Raw genomic sequence first — 20292 nt, 5'->3', positions numbered from 1 at the left:
TTCAGAAAGTTATTCTGCAAATCAATCCATATTCATATCTGTAACGTTGCAGTTAATCATTCAGTAATGATATGAAATTCCTTTTCATTTTTAGCGTCAGTCGCAGCATTAAATTGATGCAGTTTTTCGCGCGGGAGCCGACGCGATTTCAGTCAAACCCGGCGATAAAAACAGGCCAAATTTCAGGAAAAAACCACTCCATCACAGGAAGACCAGCTGTGCGTCCGGCACTGGTGGGCTCTTTTCGCAGATGAAATCATGGGCAGCGCGAGGCATCCCTTGACGCGAAAGCCGACCGTCTTGCCTCGCAACATGCATAAACCGAAAATTTGACACGCGTTGCAATCCGCAAAGCAGCTGCGGCCTGCCTAGAACATGATCCAACGGCGTTTCACATCCACTTTCGGGCGATCAGCCGTCCCGCATTACCTTTGTCGAAAATGGATTCCGGTTTTCAAACCGATGCTGTAGGTTGTCCAGAATAGCCTGCGAGCGAGTCTCTATTGTGACAATTGACATTCTTCTTCTTGTGCTCCTGGGCGCGATACTGCATGCCGGCTGGAATGCGCTGGTCAAATCCGGCTCCGACAAGTCACTCGACGCCTCGCTGATTGCGGCTGGGGCCGCCGCCTGCTCCTTGCCTTTCCTGCCCTTTCTGCCGTTTCCCGCCCCCGTGGCGATTCCTTTTCTGATTGCTTCGGCCGTTCTGCAGTTTGCCTATTTCCGCCTTGTCGCCGCCGCCTATACGATCGGCGATATCGGCCTTGTCTATCCCGTCATGCGCGGGGTGGCGCCGCTGATCGTCGCGGCGACAACCAGTCTTTTTCTGAGTGAGGTTTTGAGCCCGCTTGCGCTCGCCGGGATCGCCATCATTTCCGGCGGCATATTGACGCTCGCCTTCGAGGCGCGGCGGGGCGGCGGAAAGGCGATCATCCTTGCGCTTATCAACGCCTTCGTGATCGCCTCCTACACCTTCGTCGATGGCGTCGGTGCAAGGCTTTCCGGCAATGCGATTTCTTATACGCTGTGGATGTCTCTTCTGCCGCCGGTGCTGCTTTTCGGTTTTGCGTTTTACCAGCGCGGGGTAAGCCCTGTCGTCCAGCATGTCCGGCGTAACTGGTGGCGTGGACTGATCGGCGGCGGCGGCTCCATTCTCTCCTACGGGCTCGCCCTTTACGCCATGACCAAGGCGCCCGTCGCCGTCGTCGCGGCGCTCCGGGAAACCTCCATTCTCTTCGCGCTGGTGATCTCCGTGGTGATCCTGAAAGAACGCGCCAGCATCTGGCGTTATCTTGCCGGAGGCATCATTGCAGCGGGCGTTCTGGTGATGCGACTGGGGTAAAACGGGCCATAATAATGAGGTAAAATAATACCCCATCATCAAGCTATTGTTTTTACTTGTTTATTTTTACAGCCTCCAGAATTCGTCATGTTGACGCTTTCCCCCGCACACCGTATAAGCGCGCCAGATCGGATTCCAGCCGGAATAGGGTCATTTGCGGTTGCCTTTGATGGCAACCAAACCAAGCAACAAGAAACGCCCGTATGCTCTTAAAAGAGGATGCCGGGTCCACGTTAGAAAGTGAAATCCATGTCTACTTTCGTTCAGAAGCCTGCTGAGGTGGAGAAGAAGTGGGTCATCATCGACGCCGAAGGCCTCGTTGTTGGTCGCCTCGCCACCATCGTTGCAACCCGCCTGCGCGGCAAGCACAAGGCTACCTACACCCCCCACGTTGATGATGGCGACAACGTCATCGTTATCAACGCGGAAAAGGTTGCCTTCACCGGCAACAAGTACTCCGACAAGAAGTACTACTGGCACACCGGTCACCCGGGTGGCATCAAGGAGCGTACGGCTCGCCAGATCATCGAAGGCCGCTTCCCGGAGCGCGTCGTTGAAAAGGCCATCGAGCGCATGATCCCGCGCGGCCCGCTCGGCCGTCGCCAGATGAAGAACCTGCGCGTTTACGCCGGCTCGAACCATCCGCACGAAGCACAGCAGCCCACCGTTCTCGACGTGGCCGCGCTTAACAAGAAGAACGTAAGGAGCGCCTGATAATGGCCGATCTTTCCTCTCTGAAAGACCTCGCCCCGGCATCGGAAGCTTCGGCTCCCGTGCATGTCCGCAAGGTTGACACCCTCGGCCGCTCCTACGCGACCGGCAAGCGCAAGAACGCCGTAGCCCGCGTATGGGTGAAGGCCGGTTCTGGCAAGATCATCATCAACGGCCGCGATTTCACCACGTATTTCGCACGTCCGGTTCTGCAGATGATCCTTCAGCAGCCGATCGTCGCCGCTGCCCGCACGGGTCAGTTCGACATCATCGCCACCGTTGCCGGTGGTGGTCTGTCCGGTCAGGCCGGCGCCGTTCGTCACGGTCTGTCCAAGGCCCTCACCTACTTCGAACCGGGCCTGCGCTCCGTTCTGAAGAAGGGCGGCTTCCTGACCCGCGACAGCCGCGTTGTCGAGCGTAAGAAGTACGGTAAGGCCAAGGCCCGCCGTTCGTTCCAGTTCTCGAAGCGCTAATCGCTTCTACGAACGGTTCGTTCAGAACTTCGAAAGGCGGGGCTTCGGCTCCGCCTTTTTTCATGGTCTCCTCCCTTGTTTTTTCATCAGGAAGACAGCAACCTCGGCGCAAATCGCAATGGGGTGATCAATGCCGTCCAAAACCATCGACCATGCCTTCACCGCAACGACGCTGACATCGGCCGCCACCGACCCGACCCATGCGGGCGTCCTTTCCTTCATGCGGCGCAAATATACCAAGAACCTCAAGGGTGTATCGACGGCCGTCTGGGGCATTCCCTTCGATGCGGCCACCTCCAACCGGCCGGGCGCCCGTTTCGGGCCGCAGGCGATCCGCCGCGCCTCGGCGATCTTCGACAACGATCCGCAATATCCTTTCGCGCGCGACCTCTTCGCCCATATGCCGACCATCGACTATGGCGACTGTCTGCTCGACTATGGCAATCACTGGAAAACGCCTGATACGATCGAAAAAGAAGCGCGCCGGATCATCTCCAAGACGGATTACCTGCTGACGCTCGGCGGCGATCACTTCATTACCTGGCCGCTCCTGAAGGCGCATGTGGCCAAGCATGGGCCGCTGGCGCTGGTGCAGTTCGATGCGCATCAGGACACCTGGTTCGACGACGGCAAGCGCATCGACCACGGCTCCTTCGTGGCGCGCGCCGTGCGCGATGGCCTGATTGATCCCGACCGCTCCATCCAGATCGGCATCCGCACCCATGCGCCTGACGATTTCGGCATTCGCATCCTCCACGGTTACGAGGTGGAGGAAATGCGGGCGGGCGATATCGCCTCGCTGATCGTCAAGCACACGGCCGGCATGCCCGCCTATCTGACCTTCGATATCGATTGCCTCGATCCCGCCTTTGCGCCGGGAACCGGAACGCCGGTGGCCGGCGGGCCGACCAGTGCCAAAATTCTCTCCGTTCTGCGCGGGCTTGGCCAGCTCGATATTCGCGGCTCGGACGTGGTGGAAGTCGCGCCCGCATACGACCATGCTGACATTACCGCCATTGCCGGAGCCACCGTTGCAATGTATATGCTTGGCCTGCGCGCCGAACGACTGGCCAAGGCCGGCTGATAAAGAAAACGGCGCTTGCCAAACTGATTCCGATTACCCTCGCAACCCTTTGAAAAGTCAGGACAAGGACATGACAGCGAAGATCTTCATCGATGGCGAACACGGCACCACGGGTCTGCAGATCCGCACGCGCCTTGCCGGTCGCCGCGATATTGAGCTGCTGTCCATACCCGAAGCCGAGCGCCGCAATGCGGCGATGCGCGAGGATATGCTCAACAATGCCGACATTTCGATCCTCTGCCTGCCTGATGATGCTTCCCGGGAAGCGGTCTCGATGGTGGCCGGCAATAACAATGTCCGCATCATCGATACCTCGACCGCCTATCGCGTCCACCAGGACTGGGCCTATGGCTTTGCCGAAATGGATAAGGAACAGGGCGAGAAGGTTCGTTCCGCCCGTCTCGTCGCCAATCCGGGCTGCTACCCGACCGGCGCGATCGCCCTTCTGCGCCCGCTGCGCGCCGCAGGCCTGCTGCCGGACGGTTATCCGGTCAGCGTCAATGCGGTTTCCGGTTATACCGGCGGCGGCAAGCAGATGATCGCCCAGATGGAAGACCGGAGCCGCGATGACGCGATCAGCGCCAATAATTTCCTTTATGGCCTGACGCTCAAGCACAAGCATGTGCCGGAAATGACCATTCATGGCCAGCTCGACCGCGCACCGCTGTTTTCACCCTCCGTCGGGCGTTTCCCGCAGGGCATGATCGTGCAGGTTCCGCTGTTTGCCGCCGACCTGAAGGAAGGCGCGACCGTCGAAACGATCCATGCGGCGCTGACCGCCCACTATGCAGGACAGGACATCGTCAATGTGGTGCCGCTTGCCGAAAGCAAGGGGCTCGCGCGCATCGACGCCGAGGAACTGGCAGGCAAGGATACGATGAAACTGTTCGTCTTCGGTACGCCGGGCGGCGAACACATCAACCTCGTCGCGCTGCTCGACAATCTCGGCAAGGGCGCATCCGGTGCTGCCGTGCAGAACATGGAGCTGATGCTCTCCGCATGAGACTTTTCTCATGAACATTGCTCCGCCACCTTTTCCGGCCTCGTGGAATATCGAGGCCGCGAAACCTATTGCCGATACGCCGGCCGGGGTGGTTTACGAGCTTACGCGCGGCGACGGTTCCCTCGCCGTCGCAAAGGTTCTGAAACAGAAAGTGCTGGAAGACAGCCTTCGCGGCGCGGATTTCATCGCATGGCGCGCCGGCATCGGCTGCGTGGAGCTGCTCGACCGCTCTGACGATATTCTGCTGATGGAACATGCCGGCACGGAGACCCTGCGCGACGTGCTGTTTCGCGACGGCAACGACGATGCCACCACGGAAATCGCCGCCGATGTCCTGCTCAAATATCACCAGCCATCACAACAGCAGCCGCCTTCAAGCCTGCTGACGCTGCCGCTCTATTTCGAGAGCCTGTTCCGCAAGGCCGAACAGGACCGTACCGACGGTGTGGACAGCCCCTATATCGAGGCGGCCGGGCTTGCGCAGGAACTGATCAGCCAGCAACGGGATGTGAAGCCGCTGCACGGCGATCTGCATCACGAGAACATCATGCGCAGTGAACGCGGCTGGATCATCATCGATCCGGCCGGCCTGATCGGCGATGCGGCGCTCGATGTCGCCAACATGTTCTCCAATCCGCTCGACCGTTTCGACCTCACCCGCAGCGAGGCGCGCATCGCCTCCATGGCGGCGATCTTTGCGAAGGCGCTGCAACGGGACGAACGGCTATTGCTGCAATATGCCTTTGCCTATGGCTGCCTTTCTGCCGCGTGGCATGAAGAGGACGGCAATGCGGAGGAACGCGACAACGAACTCGCCGTCGCGGCCACCATCAAAACGGTGCTCGGGCAGTTCTAAGCCACCTCAGTCCCTGACTTCGATCGCAACGGGCGCCGGATATTCGCCGATGAACCCGCGCCAGTGGGCGACGGCGAAGCCGAGCACGATCAGCGCCATGCCCTGATGAGCGAGCGCGACGTGAATATCCACATGCATCAAAAGCGTGGTGATACCGAGCGCCGCCTGAATGGAGACGAGCACGAAGAACAGCACCGCGCGGCGGGCATGCGGTGTATTAGGCAAGGCGCGCGCCATAGACACCATATGCCACAGCGTGGCGGCAAACAGCGTGTAGGCGCCAAGGCGGTGGACGAATTGCACCGTCTTGGGGTTCTCGAAGAGGTTGATCCACCAGGGCTGTTGCAGGAATAGATCACCCGGCACCAGCGAGCCGTCCATCAGCGGCCAGGTATTATAGGAAAGACCGGCATTCAGCCCCGCCACCAATGCGCCGAGATAGATCTGGAAGAGACAGAGCACCGTCAGCAGTGCGGCAAAACCCCTGCCCGTCTTTTCGTCGGCGGCCTCGGGGGAATGATGCGACAGCCCGCGCAAAATCCACATGCAGCCGGCAAAGATGAGGCAGGCGATGGTCAGATGCGTGGCAAGGCGATATTGCGAAACATCCGTGCGGTTGACGAGGCCGGAAGAGACCATCCACCAGCCGATGAAACCCTGAAAGCCGCCCAGCGCCAGAAGGCCGACCAGCGGCAGGCGCAGGCGCTTTTCGACGCGGCCGGTGAGCCAGAAGAAGGCGAGCGGCAAAGCGAAGATGAGGCCAATGGCGCGGGCAAGCAGACGATGCGCCCATTCCCACCAGAAAATCGTCTTGAATTCGTCAAGCGACATGCCCTTGTTGATTTCCTGATATTGTGGAATGCGCTTGTAAAGCTGGAACTCCTCTTCCCATTCGGCAACGGAAAGCGGCGGAATGGCGCCGTGGATCGGCTTCCATTCGGTAATAGACAGGCCGGATTCGGTAAGCCGCGTGGCGCCGCCGACGAGGACCAGACAGAAGAGCGTGAAAAGCACGACGCGCAGCCAGACGCGCAGCAGGCGGCGGTCCTTCTCCTGTTTCTGCAGGGCAGCCTCCACCACCATTTCCGCAGAACCATTTGCCATCGTCATGCCGCTCGAACGCATCTTTCAGGTCTCCATCATACAGTCATGTTGATTAGCCCCAACCGGCACCACAAAACAAGGCCTCAGGGTTTGCGGCATCGGGTCGCGGCGCTATAGTCCCGCGCAGATACTCAATGACGGAAGACTTCATGCACCCTCGCCTCAGATCGCTTATCGGCACCATCGTCATCATCTGCCTCGTCGTCGTTTACGCCGTGGCGGCGACGGCCATCGCATCGGCAACGCTGGCGCAATCGCCCTGGTGGGTGCATCTCATCTATTTCGTCCTGAGCGGTCTTTTGTGGATATTGCCCGCCATGCTCGTCATCAAATGGATGGCCGGATCAAAAAACCGGGGGTAGCCGCCCTCTTTTCATGGGACATCCAGAGGTCGCAATTTTATAAACCGATTGTTTGCCGCTCAACGCTATAGTGCGATCGGAACAACCGGAGAGAGTGGATGGCGGCTGTGGGGCCGGTCACAACAAGCGAGGGCAAGGAACCTGCGGCCATGCAAGGCGAGCGGCGTGGCGCCGACCGTTTGTCCATCGATCTCGTTGATGATGCCTCGGCCATCCGCTCCGACTGGGAGCGGATGGAGCGTGATCCACTCAATTCCCTGCACCAGGGTTTCGGCTGGTGCTCCATCTGGGCGCAAACGCAGGACAGCCCCCTTGTCATCATTCGCGGCCGTCAGGGCGGAAAGACGGTGTTCCTGCTGCCGCTCGAAATCGTTCAGGAAGGCGGCATCCGCAAGGCGCACTTCCCCGGCGGACGTTTCAACAATATCAATACCGGACTTTTCGACGCGTCCTTTGCCGAAGAGGCGGGACAGAAGATCGCGGCGGCCATCGCCCGCGAGGCGCGAAAACTGCTGCATGGCCGGGCCGATATTCTCGCCCTGCAGAACATACCGCTGATTTGGCGCGGCAGGACCAACCCGCTCTCGCATCTGGCTTCGGTTGAAAACCAGAACCCGGCCTTCCAGCTTCCCCTGCTCGACAGTTTCGAAAACACCCTTCGGCAGGTCAATGCCAAGAGACGGCGAAAGAAATTCCGTATCCAGAGCCGAAGGGCTGAGGAAATGGGTGGCTATAGCCATGTGATCGCCCGTTCGCCCAAAGAGAAATGCGAATTGCTGCAGGCTTTCTTCCGGCAGAAGGCCGCCCGTTTCGCCTCTCAGGGCATTCCGGGTGCCTTTCGCGATCAGACGGTGAAGAATTTTTTCTACGACCTGGCCAATTTTCCGGAGACGGGCACGGACAGTCTTCTGGAACTGCATGCCATTCGTCTGCACGGCGAAAACGAAGGCGTCATCGCCGCCATATCGGGTCTTTCACGCAAGCAGGATCATATCATCTGTCAGTTCGGCTCAATCGATGAGGCGGTTTCGGAGCTCAGCCCCGGCGAGTTGTTGTTCTGGCTGATGATCGAGAGGGCGTGCAGGGAAAAAGCCGCGCTATTCGATTTCGGCGTCGGCGACCAGCCCTACAAACGCAGCTGGTGTCCGCTTTCCACCGTGCAGCACGATATATTCCTGCCGGTGACATTAAAGGGCCGCGCTGCGGCATCCGCTTACGTGGCGATTGCGAGAACAAAGAGCCTGATCAAATCCAATCCGTCGCTTTATGCGCTTATCCAGCGTTTCCGCGCCGGGCGGCGACGGACGGACGCCGAGGCCGCCGCCGACTAAGCATTTTGCAGCTGGTCAGGCGGCAAGGTCCGGCTTGCGCATGCCGGTCATCGGCAAGGCCTGTTCATATCCCTGAGCCACCAGGTCGTCGAGCGTCTTTTCCAGCATCTCGCTATCCTTGCCCGGCACGGAAATGATGATTTCCGCCGGAAGATTGCGCAACATCTTCTCAAGGCTCGATATCTGCACGGCGCCGCATTCGACAAGCACCGTATCATAGGCGTCGGAAAGGGCGCTGAGGATCATCGTCAGACGATCGATGGCGCGCATGGCCTCGCGTGGCTGCGCGTTGCCGCGCGGTACGATGTGGGCGTCGGAAAGTCGGTCGCCGTGAATGGTTTCGCCAAAGGCCGCGGCACCCGCCAGAAGATCCATGACACCCGGCAATCCAGCTTCGGGGGCCATAAGACGCGTCGGACAGGCCGATGCCGTCATATCGACGAGAACGACCGACCGGCCCATTTCCGACAGGGCACGCGCCAGCATGACAGTCGTTGTGGAACCGCTATCACCGGCCGGAGAGACGACGGCTGCGACGGGTTTGGCAAGGCGTGTAGCAAGGAATCCCGCGACGGCATCGATCGAGAAATCGCCCTCGGCGTCTGTCTCGTCTTCCGACAAATCCGGTATTGCGGCAGCCGGCTCTTCCGCCGGCAAGGCGGGTGGAGCAGCGACGGCTGCAACGGGTATCGGCCGCTCCTCTTCGATAATGGGCTGGGAAGCCGCGGCGGGCATCACCCGGACGGCGGGCTGTTCATCCTCATGAGGCGTGGACAGGGGCTGCTCCGGCACATCCGTGGTTTCGTCCTTTTCCGCAGGTGCCCGCGTTGGTGAAGGCGGATCGGACAAAGGCGGAATGTGGTTTTTGCCTACCGGCTTCAGGGCACGCCCGGTGAACAGCTCCACCAGCATGACGACGATGCAGGAGAGCAGGAACGCCGCCAGCGTAACGACGATGGTGATGGCACCGGTCTTCGGGAAATAGGGTTCGCGCGGTTCCACCGCCGCCGAGATCACACGTGCATCGGCGGGCGTGGAATCAACGGAACCTGCGCGCGAGGTCGCCTCGCGGTAACGGGCAAGATAGGTTTCCAGAAGCTGCCGCTGGGCTGACGCTTCACGTTCGAGATCGTTCAGGCCAACCTGCTGTTCGCCGGCGCGCACGCTCTCCGTCTTCAGCACGTTCAACTGCTGCACCAGCTGTCGTTCGCGCAGGCGGGACACATTGGCCTCGTTTTCGAGACTTGCGAGAACCTTGCGGGTCTCTTCCTGAATCTGTGCCTGTATGCCGTCAAGCTGGTTACGCAGCGCCCGGATGCGCGGATGGCCACCCAGCAGCGAGGACGAGAGATCGGAAATCTGGCTGCGGATGGCCGTTTCGTTTTCCTTCAGCCGCTGGATCGTCGGAGAGCCGACGACATCGGGGAAAGTGTCGAGAGGGCGACCGCTCGCAAGCGCGTTGCGCACGCCTTCCGCCCGCGCCTCCGCATTGGCCCTTTCGCCGCGGATACGGCCGAGTTCTGTCGAAATATCGCTGAGCTGCCGGGTGGCGAGCGTTTCACCCTGCCCCGCCGAGAGAAGGTCGGACGAGGCGCGATAATCCGCAACCTTCCGGTCCGCATCGCGTACCTTTTCACGCAGATTGGCGATTTCCGGCTCCAGCCAGCGCGCCGCCTCGGTGCTCGTGTCCAGCTTCGCGCCGCTTTGCAACGCGATATAGGCCTTCATCATCTCGTTGGGGATGGTTGCTGCGAGCTTCGGGTCTTCGGAGGAAAATTCGACGGTGATGACACGCGAGCTTTCGACCTGATAGACCTGCAGCTTCTCGCGGAAGGCCGTCAGAATGCGCTCCTCGGGCGGCACCTGCAGCGGGTCCTTCTTGACGCCGATCGCCACCAGCAGCCCTGAGATGAAGGAGGGGTGCGCTTCGGGATCGAACTCCTCCAGCTCATAAAGCTTCATGTCCTTCGCGACCTGCTTGATGAGATCCACGGATTGCAGGATCTGCACCTGGCTGGAAACGGTCAATTCATCAAGCACGGGTTCGGCCGGTGCGTTCGACTGCTGCGAGGCGCCGAAGGAGGCCGCACGGGATTCAATGAGGACACGCGCCTCCCCCTTGTAAGCGGGCGACATCATGCTCGCGATCACGAAGGCGGCGCCCCCGGCCAGCAGCGTCACGGCCGCTATCCGGCCCTTGCGCTGCCATATGGCCGCGACCAGCCGCGCAAGATCGATATCCACATCCCTGTCGTCAATGCGATCGCCGTTCATGCAGGCTCCGTAACCGAGGCAAACCTCGGGCGCTCAAATATAGATGGCCAATTTTCGCGGAGTTTAAGTCTTTCCGGTAACACAACAGTTAATCCCGCAGAATCCGACGAAATAAAGCCGATATTATCATCACTCGGGTCGGGCGTTTACCGCGCATTAACCCTAACAGAACGATAAGAATGATCAAAGATCGACTCGGAGCCAGATGAGATGCCGCTCGCCGGATCACGACATGCCACCGCACTGACGCTTGCCGTCCTAACGGCCCTTTCCGGTTGCGCGGCATATCAACCCGCACCCAAGGCGTTTCACGAGGTCGCCTTGCAGCCCTACCATGTCGATAGCGGCGACAGGCTGCGCATCAACGTGTTCGAACAGACCGGCCTGACGAATACCTATACGGTCGATCAGGCCGGTTACGTCGCTTTCCCTCTCGTCGGCCAGGTTCCTGCCCGCGGCAAGACGCTGCCGCAGCTCGAAGCCGCCATCGCCGCCAAATTGCGCCAGGGTTATCTGCGCGATCCCGATGTCACGATCGAGATCGACCGTTATCGCCCCGTCTTCATCATGGGCGAAGTCGGCCGTCCCGGCCAATATTCCTACGTGCCGGGCATGACGGTGCAAAACGCCATCGCCATCGCCGGCGGTTTCACCCCGCGCGCCAATCAGGCCGATGTCGACATCACCCGCAAGATCAATACCGAGGTGCTGACCGGCCGGATCGGGATCACCGCCCCCATTCTGGCGGGCGATACGGTCTATGTGCGCGAACGCTTCTTCTGACGAACGGAGTGGCACAGATGTCGGATGACGGCCCTCCCCTGCGCATCATTCACTGTTTCCGCTCGCCCGTCGGCGGTGTCTTCCGCCATGTACGCGACCTCATTGAAGAACATGTCAAACAGGGCCACAAGGTCGGCATCCTCTGCGACAGCTCCACGGGCGGCGCCCATGAGGAGCGGCTTTTTGCGCAGATCGCCCCGATGCTGGAGCTGGGATTGACCCGCCTTCCCATCAAAAGGTCGATCAGCCCGGGCGACCTGCCCGCCCTTCTCAAGTCCTATAACCATATCAAAAGTTTGCGGCCGGACATTCTGCACGGGCACAGCGCCAAGGGTGGCGCATTGGCCCGGCTGATCGGCTCATTGCTGCGGGCAAACAGGTATCGCGTAGCCCGCCTCTATTCGCCGCATGGCGGCAGCCTGCACTATGACCGCAAGAGCCTGAAGGGACAGCTGTTCCTGCGGCTGGAACGGTTTCAGGAGCGCTTTACCGACGCGCTCTGTTTCGTCTGCAATTTCGAGCAGGCGACCTACGAAGCAAAGGTCGGCAAGCCGCGCACGCGCACCGCGATGATCTATAACGGCGTGCAGGAAAGCGAATTCGAGGCCGTGCCCACGCGAGAGGGCGCTGCGCGCTTCCTTTATATAGGCATGCTGCGCGACCTGAAGGGACCGGATGTCTTCATCAAGGCATTTGCGAGCATGGAACGCAGCATCGGAAGGCCCATGTCCGGCGTGATCGTCGGTGACGGGCCGGACAGGGATAAATATGCGGCGATGATCGAAAAGGCCGGGCTCTCCCAACGCATTTCCATGCATGCCGCCATGCCCGCCAGACAGGCTTTCGAACTGGCGCCGACAGTGGTGGTTCCCTCCCGCGCCGAGGCCATGCCCTATATCGTTCTGGAAGCGCTCGCGGCGGGTAAAACCGTCATCGCCTCGCATGTCGGCGGCATTGCCGAGGTTCTGGGCGAGGACAGTGAGGCGCTCGTTCCGGCCGGAGATGCCGGTGCGCTGGCGCAGATCATGGTCAAGGACGCCGAAAACGACGACTGGGCAAAACGGGTGATGCCCCTCCCCGACAGCTTCAAGGCGAAATTTTCAACCCCGGTCATGGCCGATGACATGATGAAGCTCTATCGCGACCTGCTTTCGCCCTAGAAACGTTTCAAAAACACGATTTTTAATTGTATATTCCACTCTTCTGAAAAACTCATCATAAACGTTTCTTAGCATGTTTCGGCTAGTTTCCTGCTCGTAGAGTGCGTGCATCCATCCGGATGCTACATGAGGACACTCTACCACTTTGAAGTTGCGCATCGTTCCTGTCGAAGACCGATTCCGGTTTTCGGGCCGATGCGCTAGAGGGTGCGGACCAAGCAATGACCAAGGCTGACAAGGACAGACTGCAATTCGATCTGGCGTCGTTGCGCAAGCAGATCTCCGAGCGTGACGCCGGGGAACCATCGGCGTCCGAGACGGTCGTTCTCAATCCACTTGCGCGGCAGATCGCCAACCAGCTGCGCGTCGGCAACCATTCCCCGAACATGGTCATCGGCCAGTTGCGGCTGCTGGAATTTTCGATGCTTGTGGTCATCGCCGCCATCGTCAACGGCATTGCCGCCGACCGCGGCCTCGAGACCTTTCTGGCGGTTTTCGGCACTGGCGTGCTGGGTGCGGCGCTCTGCGTGTTCCTGCTGCAGGCGGGAGACTGCTACCAGCTTCCGACGCTGCGAACGCCGCTTAAAATGTTCGCCCGCATTCAAGGCGCCGTCTGCCTTTCCTTCGTCGGCGTCGCCTGTTTCCTCCTTTCCCTTTTCCCCGACGCGCTGCATTCCTGGCAGGCTTTCGGCATCTGGTATGCCACGAGCGCAATCGCGATTTTCACCGGACGGCTCATCCTCGGCTTTGCCATTCGCCACTGGGGGCGCAACGGCGTCATGGAACGCCGCGCCGTCATCGTTGGCGGCGGTGACACGGCGAAAGACCTCATCCGCTCGCTGGAGCAGCAATCGGACAACGACATCCGCATCTGCGGCATTTTCGACGACCGCAAAAGTGAGCGCTCGCCCGAAGTGGTCGCCGGATATCCCAAACTCGGCACCTTCGCGGAGCTGGTGGAATTTGCCCGCCTGACGAAGCTCGACATGCTGATCATCGCCCTGCCGCTCAGTGCCGAGGCGCGTATTCTCCAGCTGCTGCGCAAGCTCTGGGTGCTGCCGGTCGATATCCGCATCGCGGCTCATGCCAATAAATTGCGTTTCCGTCCGCGTGCCTATTCGCATGTGGGCAATGTGCCGATGCTCGATGTGTTCGACAAGCCGATCCGCGACTGGGATTCAGTGGCGAAACGGATATTCGACATCACCTTCAGCCTGATCGGCATTGCGCTTTTGTGGCCGGTGATGCTGGGCGCAGGCATCGCCGTCAAGGCAACGTCCAAAGGCCCCGTCCTCTTCAAGCAGAAGCGCCACGGCTTCAACAATGAAACGATCAATGTCTGGAAGTTCCGTTCCATGTATACGGAACTCAGCGATCCGACCGCAAAAAAGGCTGTCACGAAGAACGATCCGCGCGTCACGCCGGTCGGCCGCTTCCTGCGTAAATCCTCGATGGATGAGCTGCCGCAGCTTTTCAACGTGCTTTACGGCGATCTTTCGCTGGTGGGACCACGCCCCCACGCCGTCCATGCCCAGACGGGCGACCTGAAATATACCGAAGTGGTGGAGCATTATTTCGCGCGCCACAAGGTCAAGCCCGGCGTTACCGGCTGGGCGCAGATCAACGGCTGGCGCGGTGAGATCGACCACGGCGACAAGATCAAGTTCCGCACCGAATACGACCTTTATTACATCGAGAACTGGTCGCTGTTCTTCGATCTCAAGATTCTGTTCCTGACGCCGATCCGACTGCTCAAATCGGAAAACGCCTATTGACCCACACCGGCTACCAGCACGCCCCTGATTTCGACGCGCCGCTTGCCGCCATGCGGCTGGTCGGTGCGTTTTTTATCGCTTTCGGCGTGTTTCTTTCCGGTTTCGTGATTTCGGAGCCCGCGCCATACGAGGTGATGATGGTTGGGCAGGTGGCCATCTGGTTCCTGCTGGGCTTGCGCCTTTCACGAACCGTCGTGCTGCTTTTGTGCCTGCTGCTTGCCTTTAACGTCGGCGGTTATCTTTCGCTCACCACCATGGCCGATCTGGACGAGGGACCGCTTTATCTCGCCGTATCGACCTTTCTGGCGCTGACCTCGGTTTTTTATGCGGCGATCATCGAGGATAAATATCAGCGTCTGCTTTTGATTTTCCGGGCCTGGCTCGCGGCGGCGCTGATTACCTCCCTGCTCGGCATTATCGGCTATTTCCACGCCATTCCCGGTTTCGAGGTCTTCACCCTTTACGATCGCGCCAAAGGCGCCTTTCAGGACCCGAACGTCTTCGGTCCCTTTCTGGTGACACCCTCGCTTTACCTGATCTACGGCCTGCTGACCGGCAAGGCGATGCATGCGCCGTGGCGGATCGTCGGCCTGCTCATCCTGTCGCTCGGCGTCTTCCTGTCGTTTTCGCGCGCGGCATGGGGCCTATTCCTGTTTTCGGCCGTTCTTCTGGTTTTCGTCATGCTGCTGAAGGAACGCACCGCCGCCTTCCGTCTGAAAATCCTCGTGCTGTTTCTTGTCGCCGTCGCCTTGATGGTTGCGGCCGTCATTATCGCGCTGCAGTTCAAGCAGGTGGCGGATCTGTTCTCCAGTCGCGCCTCGGCGGTGCAATCCTATGATGGCGGACATCTCGGGCGTTTTGCCCGCCATTATCTCGGTTTCCTGATGGCGATGGAGCATCCGCTCGGCATCGGCCCCCTGGTCTTCGACAATATCTTTCCGGCCGCCGAACATAATATCTGGCTGAAAAGCCTGACCACGCATGGCTGGTTCGGTTTCGTCATCTATCTCACGCTGATCTGCTGGACCATCGCCGCTGGCTTCAGGAATCTGCTGCGCCAGCGGCCCTGGCAGCCGTTCCTGATCATTTCCTGGGTGACTTTCGTCGGCCATGTCATGATCGGCGCAGTCATCGATACCGACCACTGGCGGCATTTCTTCCTACTGCTCGGCATATTGTGGGGGTGCATGGCGCTCGAAAAACGCGAAAGCCTGCGCCGCAGCAGAAGCAACTCCTAAAATACTTACCCTTACGGAACCCTGCGCTATTTCATGCGTTTAGCCCCCGATTATGTTGTCACACGGGGAAACATCTTATGACGCAGACCAATAATCTCTATCTCATTATCGGCGCCCTTCTGGTCGTTCTTGTCGGGCTCGGAGCTTATGTCTGGCACGAAGAAAGCAAGCCGAAGGGGATCGAGATGAATATCGGCCCGAACGGCGTTTCCGTTCAGGAAAATTAAGACGCAAGCGTCGCGCAAAGTCCGGCCTTTAGACCGGGTGCAATCCAAGCCAGAAACGGCGTGGGATGCACCCGGTCTTCTTATGAGAGAGGACGAAAGGCGGGATCGAGGATCCGCGCCGAGCCGGTTCGGTACGAATGATGCGTATCGGAGCCGATCATGGAACAGTTAGAAAAATGGTCTCCTCCATCGACCTTTCCACACGCCTCACCGCCACCAAGCTCGCCCTCAAGGCCATCAGGGAGCAGGAAGACAATTCCGCGGCAACCACTTCCTCGTCACCACGAACGGCGCTGCTCGCTTCCTACGGGGTCGACACCTCCTCCTCGTCTTCCACCAATACGAGGCTGACGCAGCTTCTGGCCCAATATGGCCAGACCTCCGACGACGACACGCAGACCGACGATACGAACACGGTGTCTTCCGGGGATATTACCCAGGCCGACTTCATGAAGGAATTGAAAGAGACGCTGGAAGAGCTTTCCAAGGATGCGGACAAGTCCGGACAGGCCAAGGCGATGCTGGAAGCGCTTGCCAAGGGAACGCTCACCGTCTCCGATCCGGCGGAAGGCGTGCAGATAAAGGCATGGGATGTGGAGGACGACAAGAAGACAACGTCCAAACCGGCATCGGAAATCGCAACAACGGGCTGGAGCGATTTTCTGAAGGACCATCTCAAACGCGACGGCTCGGCCTATACCAAGAGCGCTGGCGGCGCCTATGTCGACCGCGTTTCCGGCGACAATGCTTTTTTTGGCAGCGTCGGCAGCCGTTATTATTACCTCACCTGGCCACAGGCGAAAGATGGCTCGCTGACGGTATAAGCGACCGTTTCCGGATTATGTCGAGAAATGGCTGCGACATGGATCATGTCGCAGCCATTTCTTTGTCTGCCCGCTTCACGCGGCGGGCGCGGCAGCGGCCTGTTCGGTTCCACCGGAAAGCGCCTTTTGCAGTTGCGCTTCCTGCTCTGGCGACAGCGAGGTTTTGATGACCCGCCCGCGCAGCCCTTCCAGTTCCGCCAGCACCTTTTCCGGTTGCACCTTGCGGATCAGCACGAAGAGTGCCGAAGAACCGTTCGGGATGGTCTCGCCGAGCGATTTGATGAAATCGTCGTCAATGCCGAAATCCGTCAGCGACCCCGCAAGCGCGCCCGTGCCCGCGCCAATCGCGCCGCCAATGGCAAATCCCGCCAGGGGATTGAGGAACAGCAGGCCAACGAGGCCGCCCCAGAGACCGCCGGACAGAAAACCCGAGCTTGCGCCGAGCGCGGTCAGATTGACGCTCTGCTTCAGATGCACCTTGCCGTTTTCATCGCGAACCACGACCACGGCATCTTCCAGATCGACCAGATATTCCTTTTTCAGGCTTGCAAGCTTCAGAAGGACCCGATCGGCCTCTTCCGTTCCGTCAAAACCAACAACGACGAGTTCAGACATATTCATCTCCCTGAGTTTCAGTTCCGCTGCGTTTGAACGCCAAAGACCACGGCAGGTTCCCGCAATGATGGAAAGGTGATGTGTCAGGCGTTTGACGGGCTATCCATCCGGCGGGAAGCCAAGCCTTTTCCCCTTCCACTCGTCCACATCCATTGTTCCTTTTTTTGAGAAAAGACGATTTTCCGCTTGCGCCCTAACAGGCTTATATATAAACGGCTTTCAGGTTCGGAGCGTAGCGCAGCCCGGTAGCGCACTTGACTGGGGGTCAAGGGGTCGTGGGTTCGAATCCCGCCGCTCCGACCAGTAAAAACAGATAGATAGCCAGTTCCCCCAGAGCTGGCTATATTTGTTTTAGCCCTCCTGCGGTCAGCGCCAGGCGCGAATTACTAAGACCGGTTCGGGTGTGTGTTTATCCAAAACTGAGAATGAGGCGTGCCGAGATGGCCAAAAAAACGAAAATCGAACACTCAGAATTCTCAGGCGAGTTTGAAGACGACGGCATCACGGTCCTGGTTGATATCCACCGTCCCGCTGGCACCCAGCAGGATTGGACGCTCGAGGTTATCAGCGAGCACGACGATGTCACCACCTGGGACGAGCCTTTCGCTACCGACAAGGACGCCTGGGAGGAATTCCTGGCCACCTGCGAAAAAGATGGGATTCGCAGCTTTCTGGACGGCGAAGATCCGTCGGTTCATTAACGCTTGCTTCCGCGTCACCGGCCCCGGAGGCCTCGGGTTCAAATCCCCCGTTCTGCCCATTTCGCTCTCGAGCATTCCATTTATGTTCGAGCGCATTCACGGGTTAAACCCCTGAAAATATGAACTCGATTGTAAAGCCGTCGGCCGTCGAGAGACAGCGCGCATTGCCTTATTGACTCTCCGCTAAAATTAGAACATTTAGTGAACAAAAGAGAGGTCATCCACTATGCCCGACGCTGAAAAAATCACTCCCATACGACCGGACGACATAGCGGGATATGTCATCCAGTGTCATGACGGCGATGCGAAGGCGGCTGTCGAGGCCCTTCTCGGCGAAATCGAGCATTTGCAGGAACAGCTTTCCCTCGCGGTTGCGATCATGGGAAAAGGCTATACGCGTGGATGGACACCCGATACCGGACGCGACTGAGCAACTTTATAACCCTGTTTTCGAGACGGGCTTGCTGCAAATGTCACGCCACGTGATCCAAATACATGCCCGGACTTTGTGAATTTACCCGGCCCATACCGACGGCTTCGCAGCTGCACAGGTCGCCTGCTCAATCAAGGCGGCGCGCAGCTGCTGTTGGATATTCAAGTTGCGGCAGGAGTTCTGACCGACCCGCCTTCAGAACTCGTTGGAGGCAACGGCGAAGTCGGCGGTGATCGGCATATCTTCCACATTTTCCCATGTCCGGTCCATGGCATAGGTTGCCGACAGATAGGGGATGCCGACGTGGCCGTAGCGGATGGAAAGCTGGCTTTCAGCCTCTTTTTCGCTGAGAAGCGCTATGCGGCTGAGATAGAGCGCGGTTGCGAGACCCGTCCTGTCCGCACCGGCCTTGCAATGGATGAGGATAGGTTTCGGCGCATCGCGCATGATGGCGACCAGCTGATTCACCTCGTTCATATTGAGTTCCCGGCTTGCCGACATGCCAAAATCGATATGGTTCAGTCCAAGCTCGCGCGCTGTTCTAATTTCGTCCTGATACCAGGCTTTTGATTCATTCGGGCCGCGCAGGTTGATGACAGTTCTGATGCCATTTTCCTTGGTGTAGCGAACGAGTTCTTCAACGCTCGGCTGGTTGGAGCGATAAAGCTGCCCAGCCAGCACCTCGTGGAAGTTGCCGAGAAGCTGGATGGCGTAGAGATAACCGCCTGTGGCAAGCACAGCAATACCCATGCCCCAAAAGGAGCACTTCCAGAATCTTCGCATAATAAAACGGTTCCCTTATTCGACAAGGGAACGGATACAGGCGGATTCTGACAGTAGGCTGAAAGTTATGCGACAGTATTGTAAGAGTAGATATTTTCGCGCAGTCAACGCACGAAAACGTAAACCGCATAGACCGCGATGAGCGCAGCGGCAGCCGCAGCCGTGATGACGCCGAGGCGTTTTTCAATGAAATGGCGCACCGACTCACCGTATTTCTGCAGCAGTCCGGCGAGAATGAAAAAGCGCGCACCGCGCGTGACGACGGCGGAAAGAATGAACAGGCCGAGGCTGATATTGGCCGCACCCGAGAGGATCGTCACGACCTTGATCGGCGGCAGATGCGCAAGCCCGGATGTCACCAGCAGGAGAACGATGGTCTCATAGTCCACCGAATTCTTGAGGTGCTCGAAGCTGTCGAGCTTGCCGTAAAATTCCAGAATGGGCCTTGCAATGCTTTCGAAAGCGTAGTGGCCGAGGAACCAGCCGGCGATGCCGCCGAGAACGGAGGCGACCGTGGCAACAAATGCATAAAACATCGCCTTCTTCGGCTTCGCCAGCACCATGGGCAGAAAAAGCACATCCGCCGGCACGACAAAGACGGAGCTTTCCACGAAAGCCACGATCGCCAGCCACCAAACGGCCGTCTTGCGGGCGGCAAGCGCCATCGTCCAAGCATAGATGTTTTTCAGCATTTCATGTCCCCGGGGAAGATCAGCGTAGACCGAAGGCAAGGCGGGAGCCAAGGCAACTCAGCGGCGGTTTGTCGGCAGGGCACTGGCCGTTTCAGCCCATCACCCCATCACGATTTAGAGACAACGTACGACAATGGCAAATGTTGGGGCAAATATGGAGAGATTTATTTTTGCATTGCGGAAAACAGGAAAAACAAACAATTCCAGCCCCTAGCGGCAACAGGTTGCTGCGATGCGAAATTTCACCCTATGGTAGATAAACCTCTGTTTTTGCGATAGAATAAGGCGTGGAAGAAAGAGGAGGAAGTTATCATGGACTATGTCGGCTTCATTACGTCGATCAACCCGGTCATACTTGTCATCCTGCTGGTGGTTCTTCTCGCCGGTGCTTACAGCAGCTGGGTTTCGCACTAACAAAGGCGAACGACGCGACAGACGGCGAAGATGCCGATTTCTATCGGTGATAGGCATCGGGCCGGATGAATGTTATCAAACCCGGAGTTAAAACAACTTCCGGGAAG

21 protein-coding genes and 1 tRNA gene are annotated in these 20292 nt (G+C 58.8%); 17 read left to right on the top strand and 5 right to left on the bottom strand.

The window, feature by feature from the left end; genetic code table 11:
• Positions 1-505: 505 nt before the first annotated feature.
• The 6 genes from AC1ROR_RS03380 to AC1ROR_RS03355 all read left to right on the top strand — a co-directional run bounded on the left by AC1ROR_RS03380 (position 506) and on the right by AC1ROR_RS03355 (position 5469).
• Entirely contained in the window at positions 506-1342 is an 837-nt protein-coding gene (locus AC1ROR_RS03380; protein WP_498588601.1) for an EamA family transporter, read from the top strand.
• Between the two features lie 249 nt (positions 1343-1591).
• On the top strand, positions 1592-2056 hold the full coding sequence (rplM, locus tag AC1ROR_RS03375) for a 50S ribosomal protein L13 (protein ID WP_003502335.1): 465 nt from the start codon (positions 1592-1594) through the stop codon (positions 2054-2056).
• Between the two features lie 2 nt (positions 2057-2058).
• Positions 2059-2526, top strand: a complete 468-nt coding sequence (rpsI, locus tag AC1ROR_RS03370; protein WP_003521540.1) for a 30S ribosomal protein S9 — start codon at positions 2059-2061, stop codon at positions 2524-2526.
• 130 nt (positions 2527-2656) lie between these two features.
• Complete coding sequence (speB, locus tag AC1ROR_RS03365) at positions 2657-3610, top strand: agmatinase (protein WP_080817200.1); 954 nt, start codon at positions 2657-2659, stop codon at positions 3608-3610.
• 70 nt (positions 3611-3680) lie between these two features.
• Positions 3681-4613, top strand: coding sequence for an N-acetyl-gamma-glutamyl-phosphate reductase (gene argC, locus AC1ROR_RS03360; RefSeq protein WP_498588600.1), 933 nt, complete (start codon positions 3681-3683; stop codon positions 4611-4613).
• A gap of 10 nt (positions 4614-4623) precedes the next feature.
• Entirely contained in the window at positions 4624-5469 is an 846-nt protein-coding gene (locus tag AC1ROR_RS03355; RefSeq protein ID WP_498588599.1) for an aminoglycoside phosphotransferase family protein, read from the top strand.
• 6 nt (positions 5470-5475) lie between these two features.
• Here AC1ROR_RS03355 and AC1ROR_RS03350 read toward each other — a convergent pair whose 3' ends face one another.
• Entirely contained in the window at positions 5476-6579 is a 1104-nt protein-coding gene (locus AC1ROR_RS03350) for a COX15/CtaA family protein (protein ID WP_498589164.1), read from the bottom strand.
• A gap of 143 nt (positions 6580-6722) precedes the next feature.
• Here AC1ROR_RS03350 and AC1ROR_RS03345 point away from each other — a divergent pair, with 143 nt between their 5' ends.
• Positions 6723-6935, top strand: a complete 213-nt coding sequence (locus AC1ROR_RS03345) for a DUF2842 domain-containing protein (RefSeq protein ID WP_498588598.1) — start codon at positions 6723-6725, stop codon at positions 6933-6935.
• 98 nt (positions 6936-7033) lie between these two features.
• Entirely contained in the window at positions 7034-8266 is a 1233-nt protein-coding gene (gene uppA, locus AC1ROR_RS03340) for a polysaccharide biosynthesis GNAT family N-acetyltransferase UppA (protein ID WP_498588597.1), read from the top strand.
• A gap of 15 nt (positions 8267-8281) precedes the next feature.
• Here the strand turns inward: uppA and uppB are convergent, their stop codons facing one another.
• Positions 8282-10540: a polysaccharide biosynthesis protein UppB gene (gene uppB / locus AC1ROR_RS03335; protein WP_498588596.1), complete on the bottom strand. Its 2259-nt coding sequence runs from the start codon at positions 10538-10540 to the stop codon at positions 8282-8284.
• 210 nt (positions 10541-10750) lie between these two features.
• Between uppB and uppC the strand changes: the two genes are divergently transcribed.
• The 6 genes from uppC to AC1ROR_RS03305 all read left to right on the top strand — a co-directional run bounded on the left by uppC (position 10751) and on the right by AC1ROR_RS03305 (position 16547).
• Positions 10751-11323, top strand: a complete 573-nt coding sequence (uppC, locus tag AC1ROR_RS03330; protein ID WP_035217718.1) for a polysaccharide export protein UppC — start codon at positions 10751-10753, stop codon at positions 11321-11323.
• Between the two features lie 17 nt (positions 11324-11340).
• Complete coding sequence (uppD, locus tag AC1ROR_RS03325) at positions 11341-12483, top strand: polysaccharide biosynthesis type 4 glycosyltransferase UppD (RefSeq protein ID WP_498588595.1); 1143 nt, start codon at positions 11341-11343, stop codon at positions 12481-12483.
• A gap of 221 nt (positions 12484-12704) precedes the next feature.
• Positions 12705-14258 carry a polysaccharide biosynthesis glycosyltransferase UppE gene (gene uppE, locus AC1ROR_RS03320; RefSeq protein ID WP_035217723.1) on the top strand — a complete coding sequence of 518 codons (1554 nt, stop codon included), beginning with the start codon at positions 12705-12707 and terminating at the stop codon, positions 14256-14258.
• Positions 14255-15496, top strand: coding sequence for a polysaccharide biosynthesis O-antigen ligase family protein UppF (uppF, locus tag AC1ROR_RS03315; RefSeq protein WP_498588594.1), 1242 nt, complete (start codon positions 14255-14257; stop codon positions 15494-15496). The genes uppE and uppF overlap by 4 nt, the downstream gene beginning before the upstream one ends.
• Before the next feature lie 77 nt (positions 15497-15573).
• The gene (locus AC1ROR_RS03310) at positions 15574-15723 is read left to right on the top strand and encodes a hypothetical protein (protein ID WP_003496532.1); all 150 of its coding nucleotides are present in this window, start codon (positions 15574-15576) and stop codon (positions 15721-15723) included.
• A 176-nt stretch (positions 15724-15899) separates the two neighbouring features.
• Positions 15900-16547 carry a hypothetical protein gene (locus AC1ROR_RS03305; RefSeq protein ID WP_498589163.1) on the top strand — a complete coding sequence of 216 codons (648 nt, stop codon included), beginning with the start codon at positions 15900-15902 and terminating at the stop codon, positions 16545-16547.
• Positions 16548-16622: 75 nt separating this feature from the next.
• Here AC1ROR_RS03305 and AC1ROR_RS03300 read toward each other — a convergent pair whose 3' ends face one another.
• Entirely contained in the window at positions 16623-17162 is a 540-nt protein-coding gene (locus tag AC1ROR_RS03300) for a DUF1269 domain-containing protein (RefSeq protein ID WP_080836604.1), read from the bottom strand.
• A gap of 226 nt (positions 17163-17388) precedes the next feature.
• Here AC1ROR_RS03300 and AC1ROR_RS03295 point away from each other — a divergent pair.
• The 3 genes from AC1ROR_RS03295 (at position 17389) to AC1ROR_RS03285 (ending at position 18293) form a co-directional block, all read left to right on the top strand.
• Positions 17389-17465: transfer RNA gene (locus tag AC1ROR_RS03295), tRNA-Pro, on the top strand.
• Between the two features lie 137 nt (positions 17466-17602).
• Entirely contained in the window at positions 17603-17863 is a 261-nt protein-coding gene (locus AC1ROR_RS03290; protein WP_035217731.1) for a hypothetical protein, read from the top strand.
• A 226-nt stretch (positions 17864-18089) separates the two neighbouring features.
• The gene (locus tag AC1ROR_RS03285) at positions 18090-18293 is read left to right on the top strand and encodes a hypothetical protein (RefSeq protein WP_080834156.1); all 204 of its coding nucleotides are present in this window, start codon (positions 18090-18092) and stop codon (positions 18291-18293) included.
• A gap of 198 nt (positions 18294-18491) precedes the next feature.
• Here AC1ROR_RS03285 and AC1ROR_RS03280 read toward each other — a convergent pair whose 3' ends face one another.
• Both AC1ROR_RS03280 and AC1ROR_RS03275 read right to left on the bottom strand, forming a co-directional pair.
• Positions 18492-19046: a dual specificity protein phosphatase family protein gene (locus tag AC1ROR_RS03280; RefSeq protein WP_035217736.1), complete on the bottom strand. Its 555-nt coding sequence runs from the start codon at positions 19044-19046 to the stop codon at positions 18492-18494.
• 137 nt (positions 19047-19183) lie between these two features.
• Positions 19184-19771 (bottom strand): YqaA family protein, encoded by a 588-nt coding sequence (locus tag AC1ROR_RS03275; protein WP_035217745.1) that lies wholly within the window; start codon positions 19769-19771, stop codon positions 19184-19186.
• Positions 19772-20292: the final 521 nt, after the last annotated feature.

Source organism: Agrobacterium sp. GW821-FHT14E08, from assembly GCF_058803865.1.
Note: the sequence above shows the minus strand (reverse complement) of the source record. Positions and strands in the feature narration are given on the sequence as shown.

Bases quoted from the DNA above. Each gene is read 5' to 3' on its own strand.
- rplM (WP_003502335.1), top strand. From the start codon at position 1,592: ATGTCTACTTTCGTTCAGAAGCCTGCTGAGGTGGAGAAGAAGTGGGTC.
- rpsI (WP_003521540.1), top strand. From the start codon at position 2,059: ATGGCCGATCTTTCCTCTCTGAAAGACCTCGCCCCGGCATCGGAAGCT.
- speB (WP_080817200.1), top strand. From the start codon at position 2,657: ATGCCGTCCAAAACCATCGACCATGCCTTCACCGCAACGACGCTGACA.
- argC (WP_498588600.1), top strand. From the start codon at position 3,681: ATGACAGCGAAGATCTTCATCGATGGCGAACACGGCACCACGGGTCTG.
- AC1ROR_RS03355 (WP_498588599.1), top strand. From the start codon at position 4,624: ATGAACATTGCTCCGCCACCTTTTCCGGCCTCGTGGAATATCGAGGCC.
- AC1ROR_RS03350 (WP_498589164.1), bottom strand. From the start codon at position 6,579: ATGACGATGGCAAATGGTTCTGCGGAAATGGTGGTGGAGGCTGCCCTG.
- AC1ROR_RS03345 (WP_498588598.1), top strand. From the start codon at position 6,723: ATGCACCCTCGCCTCAGATCGCTTATCGGCACCATCGTCATCATCTGC.
- uppA (WP_498588597.1), top strand. From the start codon at position 7,034: ATGGCGGCTGTGGGGCCGGTCACAACAAGCGAGGGCAAGGAACCTGCG.
- uppB (WP_498588596.1), bottom strand. From the start codon at position 10,540: ATGAACGGCGATCGCATTGACGACAGGGATGTGGATATCGATCTTGCG.
- uppC (WP_035217718.1), top strand. From the start codon at position 10,751: ATGCCGCTCGCCGGATCACGACATGCCACCGCACTGACGCTTGCCGTC.
- uppD (WP_498588595.1), top strand. From the start codon at position 11,341: ATGTCGGATGACGGCCCTCCCCTGCGCATCATTCACTGTTTCCGCTCG.
- uppE (WP_035217723.1), top strand. From the start codon at position 12,705: ATGACCAAGGCTGACAAGGACAGACTGCAATTCGATCTGGCGTCGTTG.
- AC1ROR_RS03310 (WP_003496532.1), top strand. From the start codon at position 15,574: ATGACGCAGACCAATAATCTCTATCTCATTATCGGCGCCCTTCTGGTC.
- AC1ROR_RS03305 (WP_498589163.1), top strand. From the start codon at position 15,900: ATGGTCTCCTCCATCGACCTTTCCACACGCCTCACCGCCACCAAGCTC.
- AC1ROR_RS03300 (WP_080836604.1), bottom strand. From the start codon at position 17,162: ATGTCTGAACTCGTCGTTGTTGGTTTTGACGGAACGGAAGAGGCCGAT.
- AC1ROR_RS03290 (WP_035217731.1), top strand. From the start codon at position 17,603: ATGGCCAAAAAAACGAAAATCGAACACTCAGAATTCTCAGGCGAGTTT.
- AC1ROR_RS03285 (WP_080834156.1), top strand. From the start codon at position 18,090: ATGCCCGACGCTGAAAAAATCACTCCCATACGACCGGACGACATAGCG.
- AC1ROR_RS03280 (WP_035217736.1), bottom strand. From the start codon at position 19,046: ATGGGTATTGCTGTGCTTGCCACAGGCGGTTATCTCTACGCCATCCAG.
- AC1ROR_RS03275 (WP_035217745.1), bottom strand. From the start codon at position 19,771: ATGCTGAAAAACATCTATGCTTGGACGATGGCGCTTGCCGCCCGCAAG.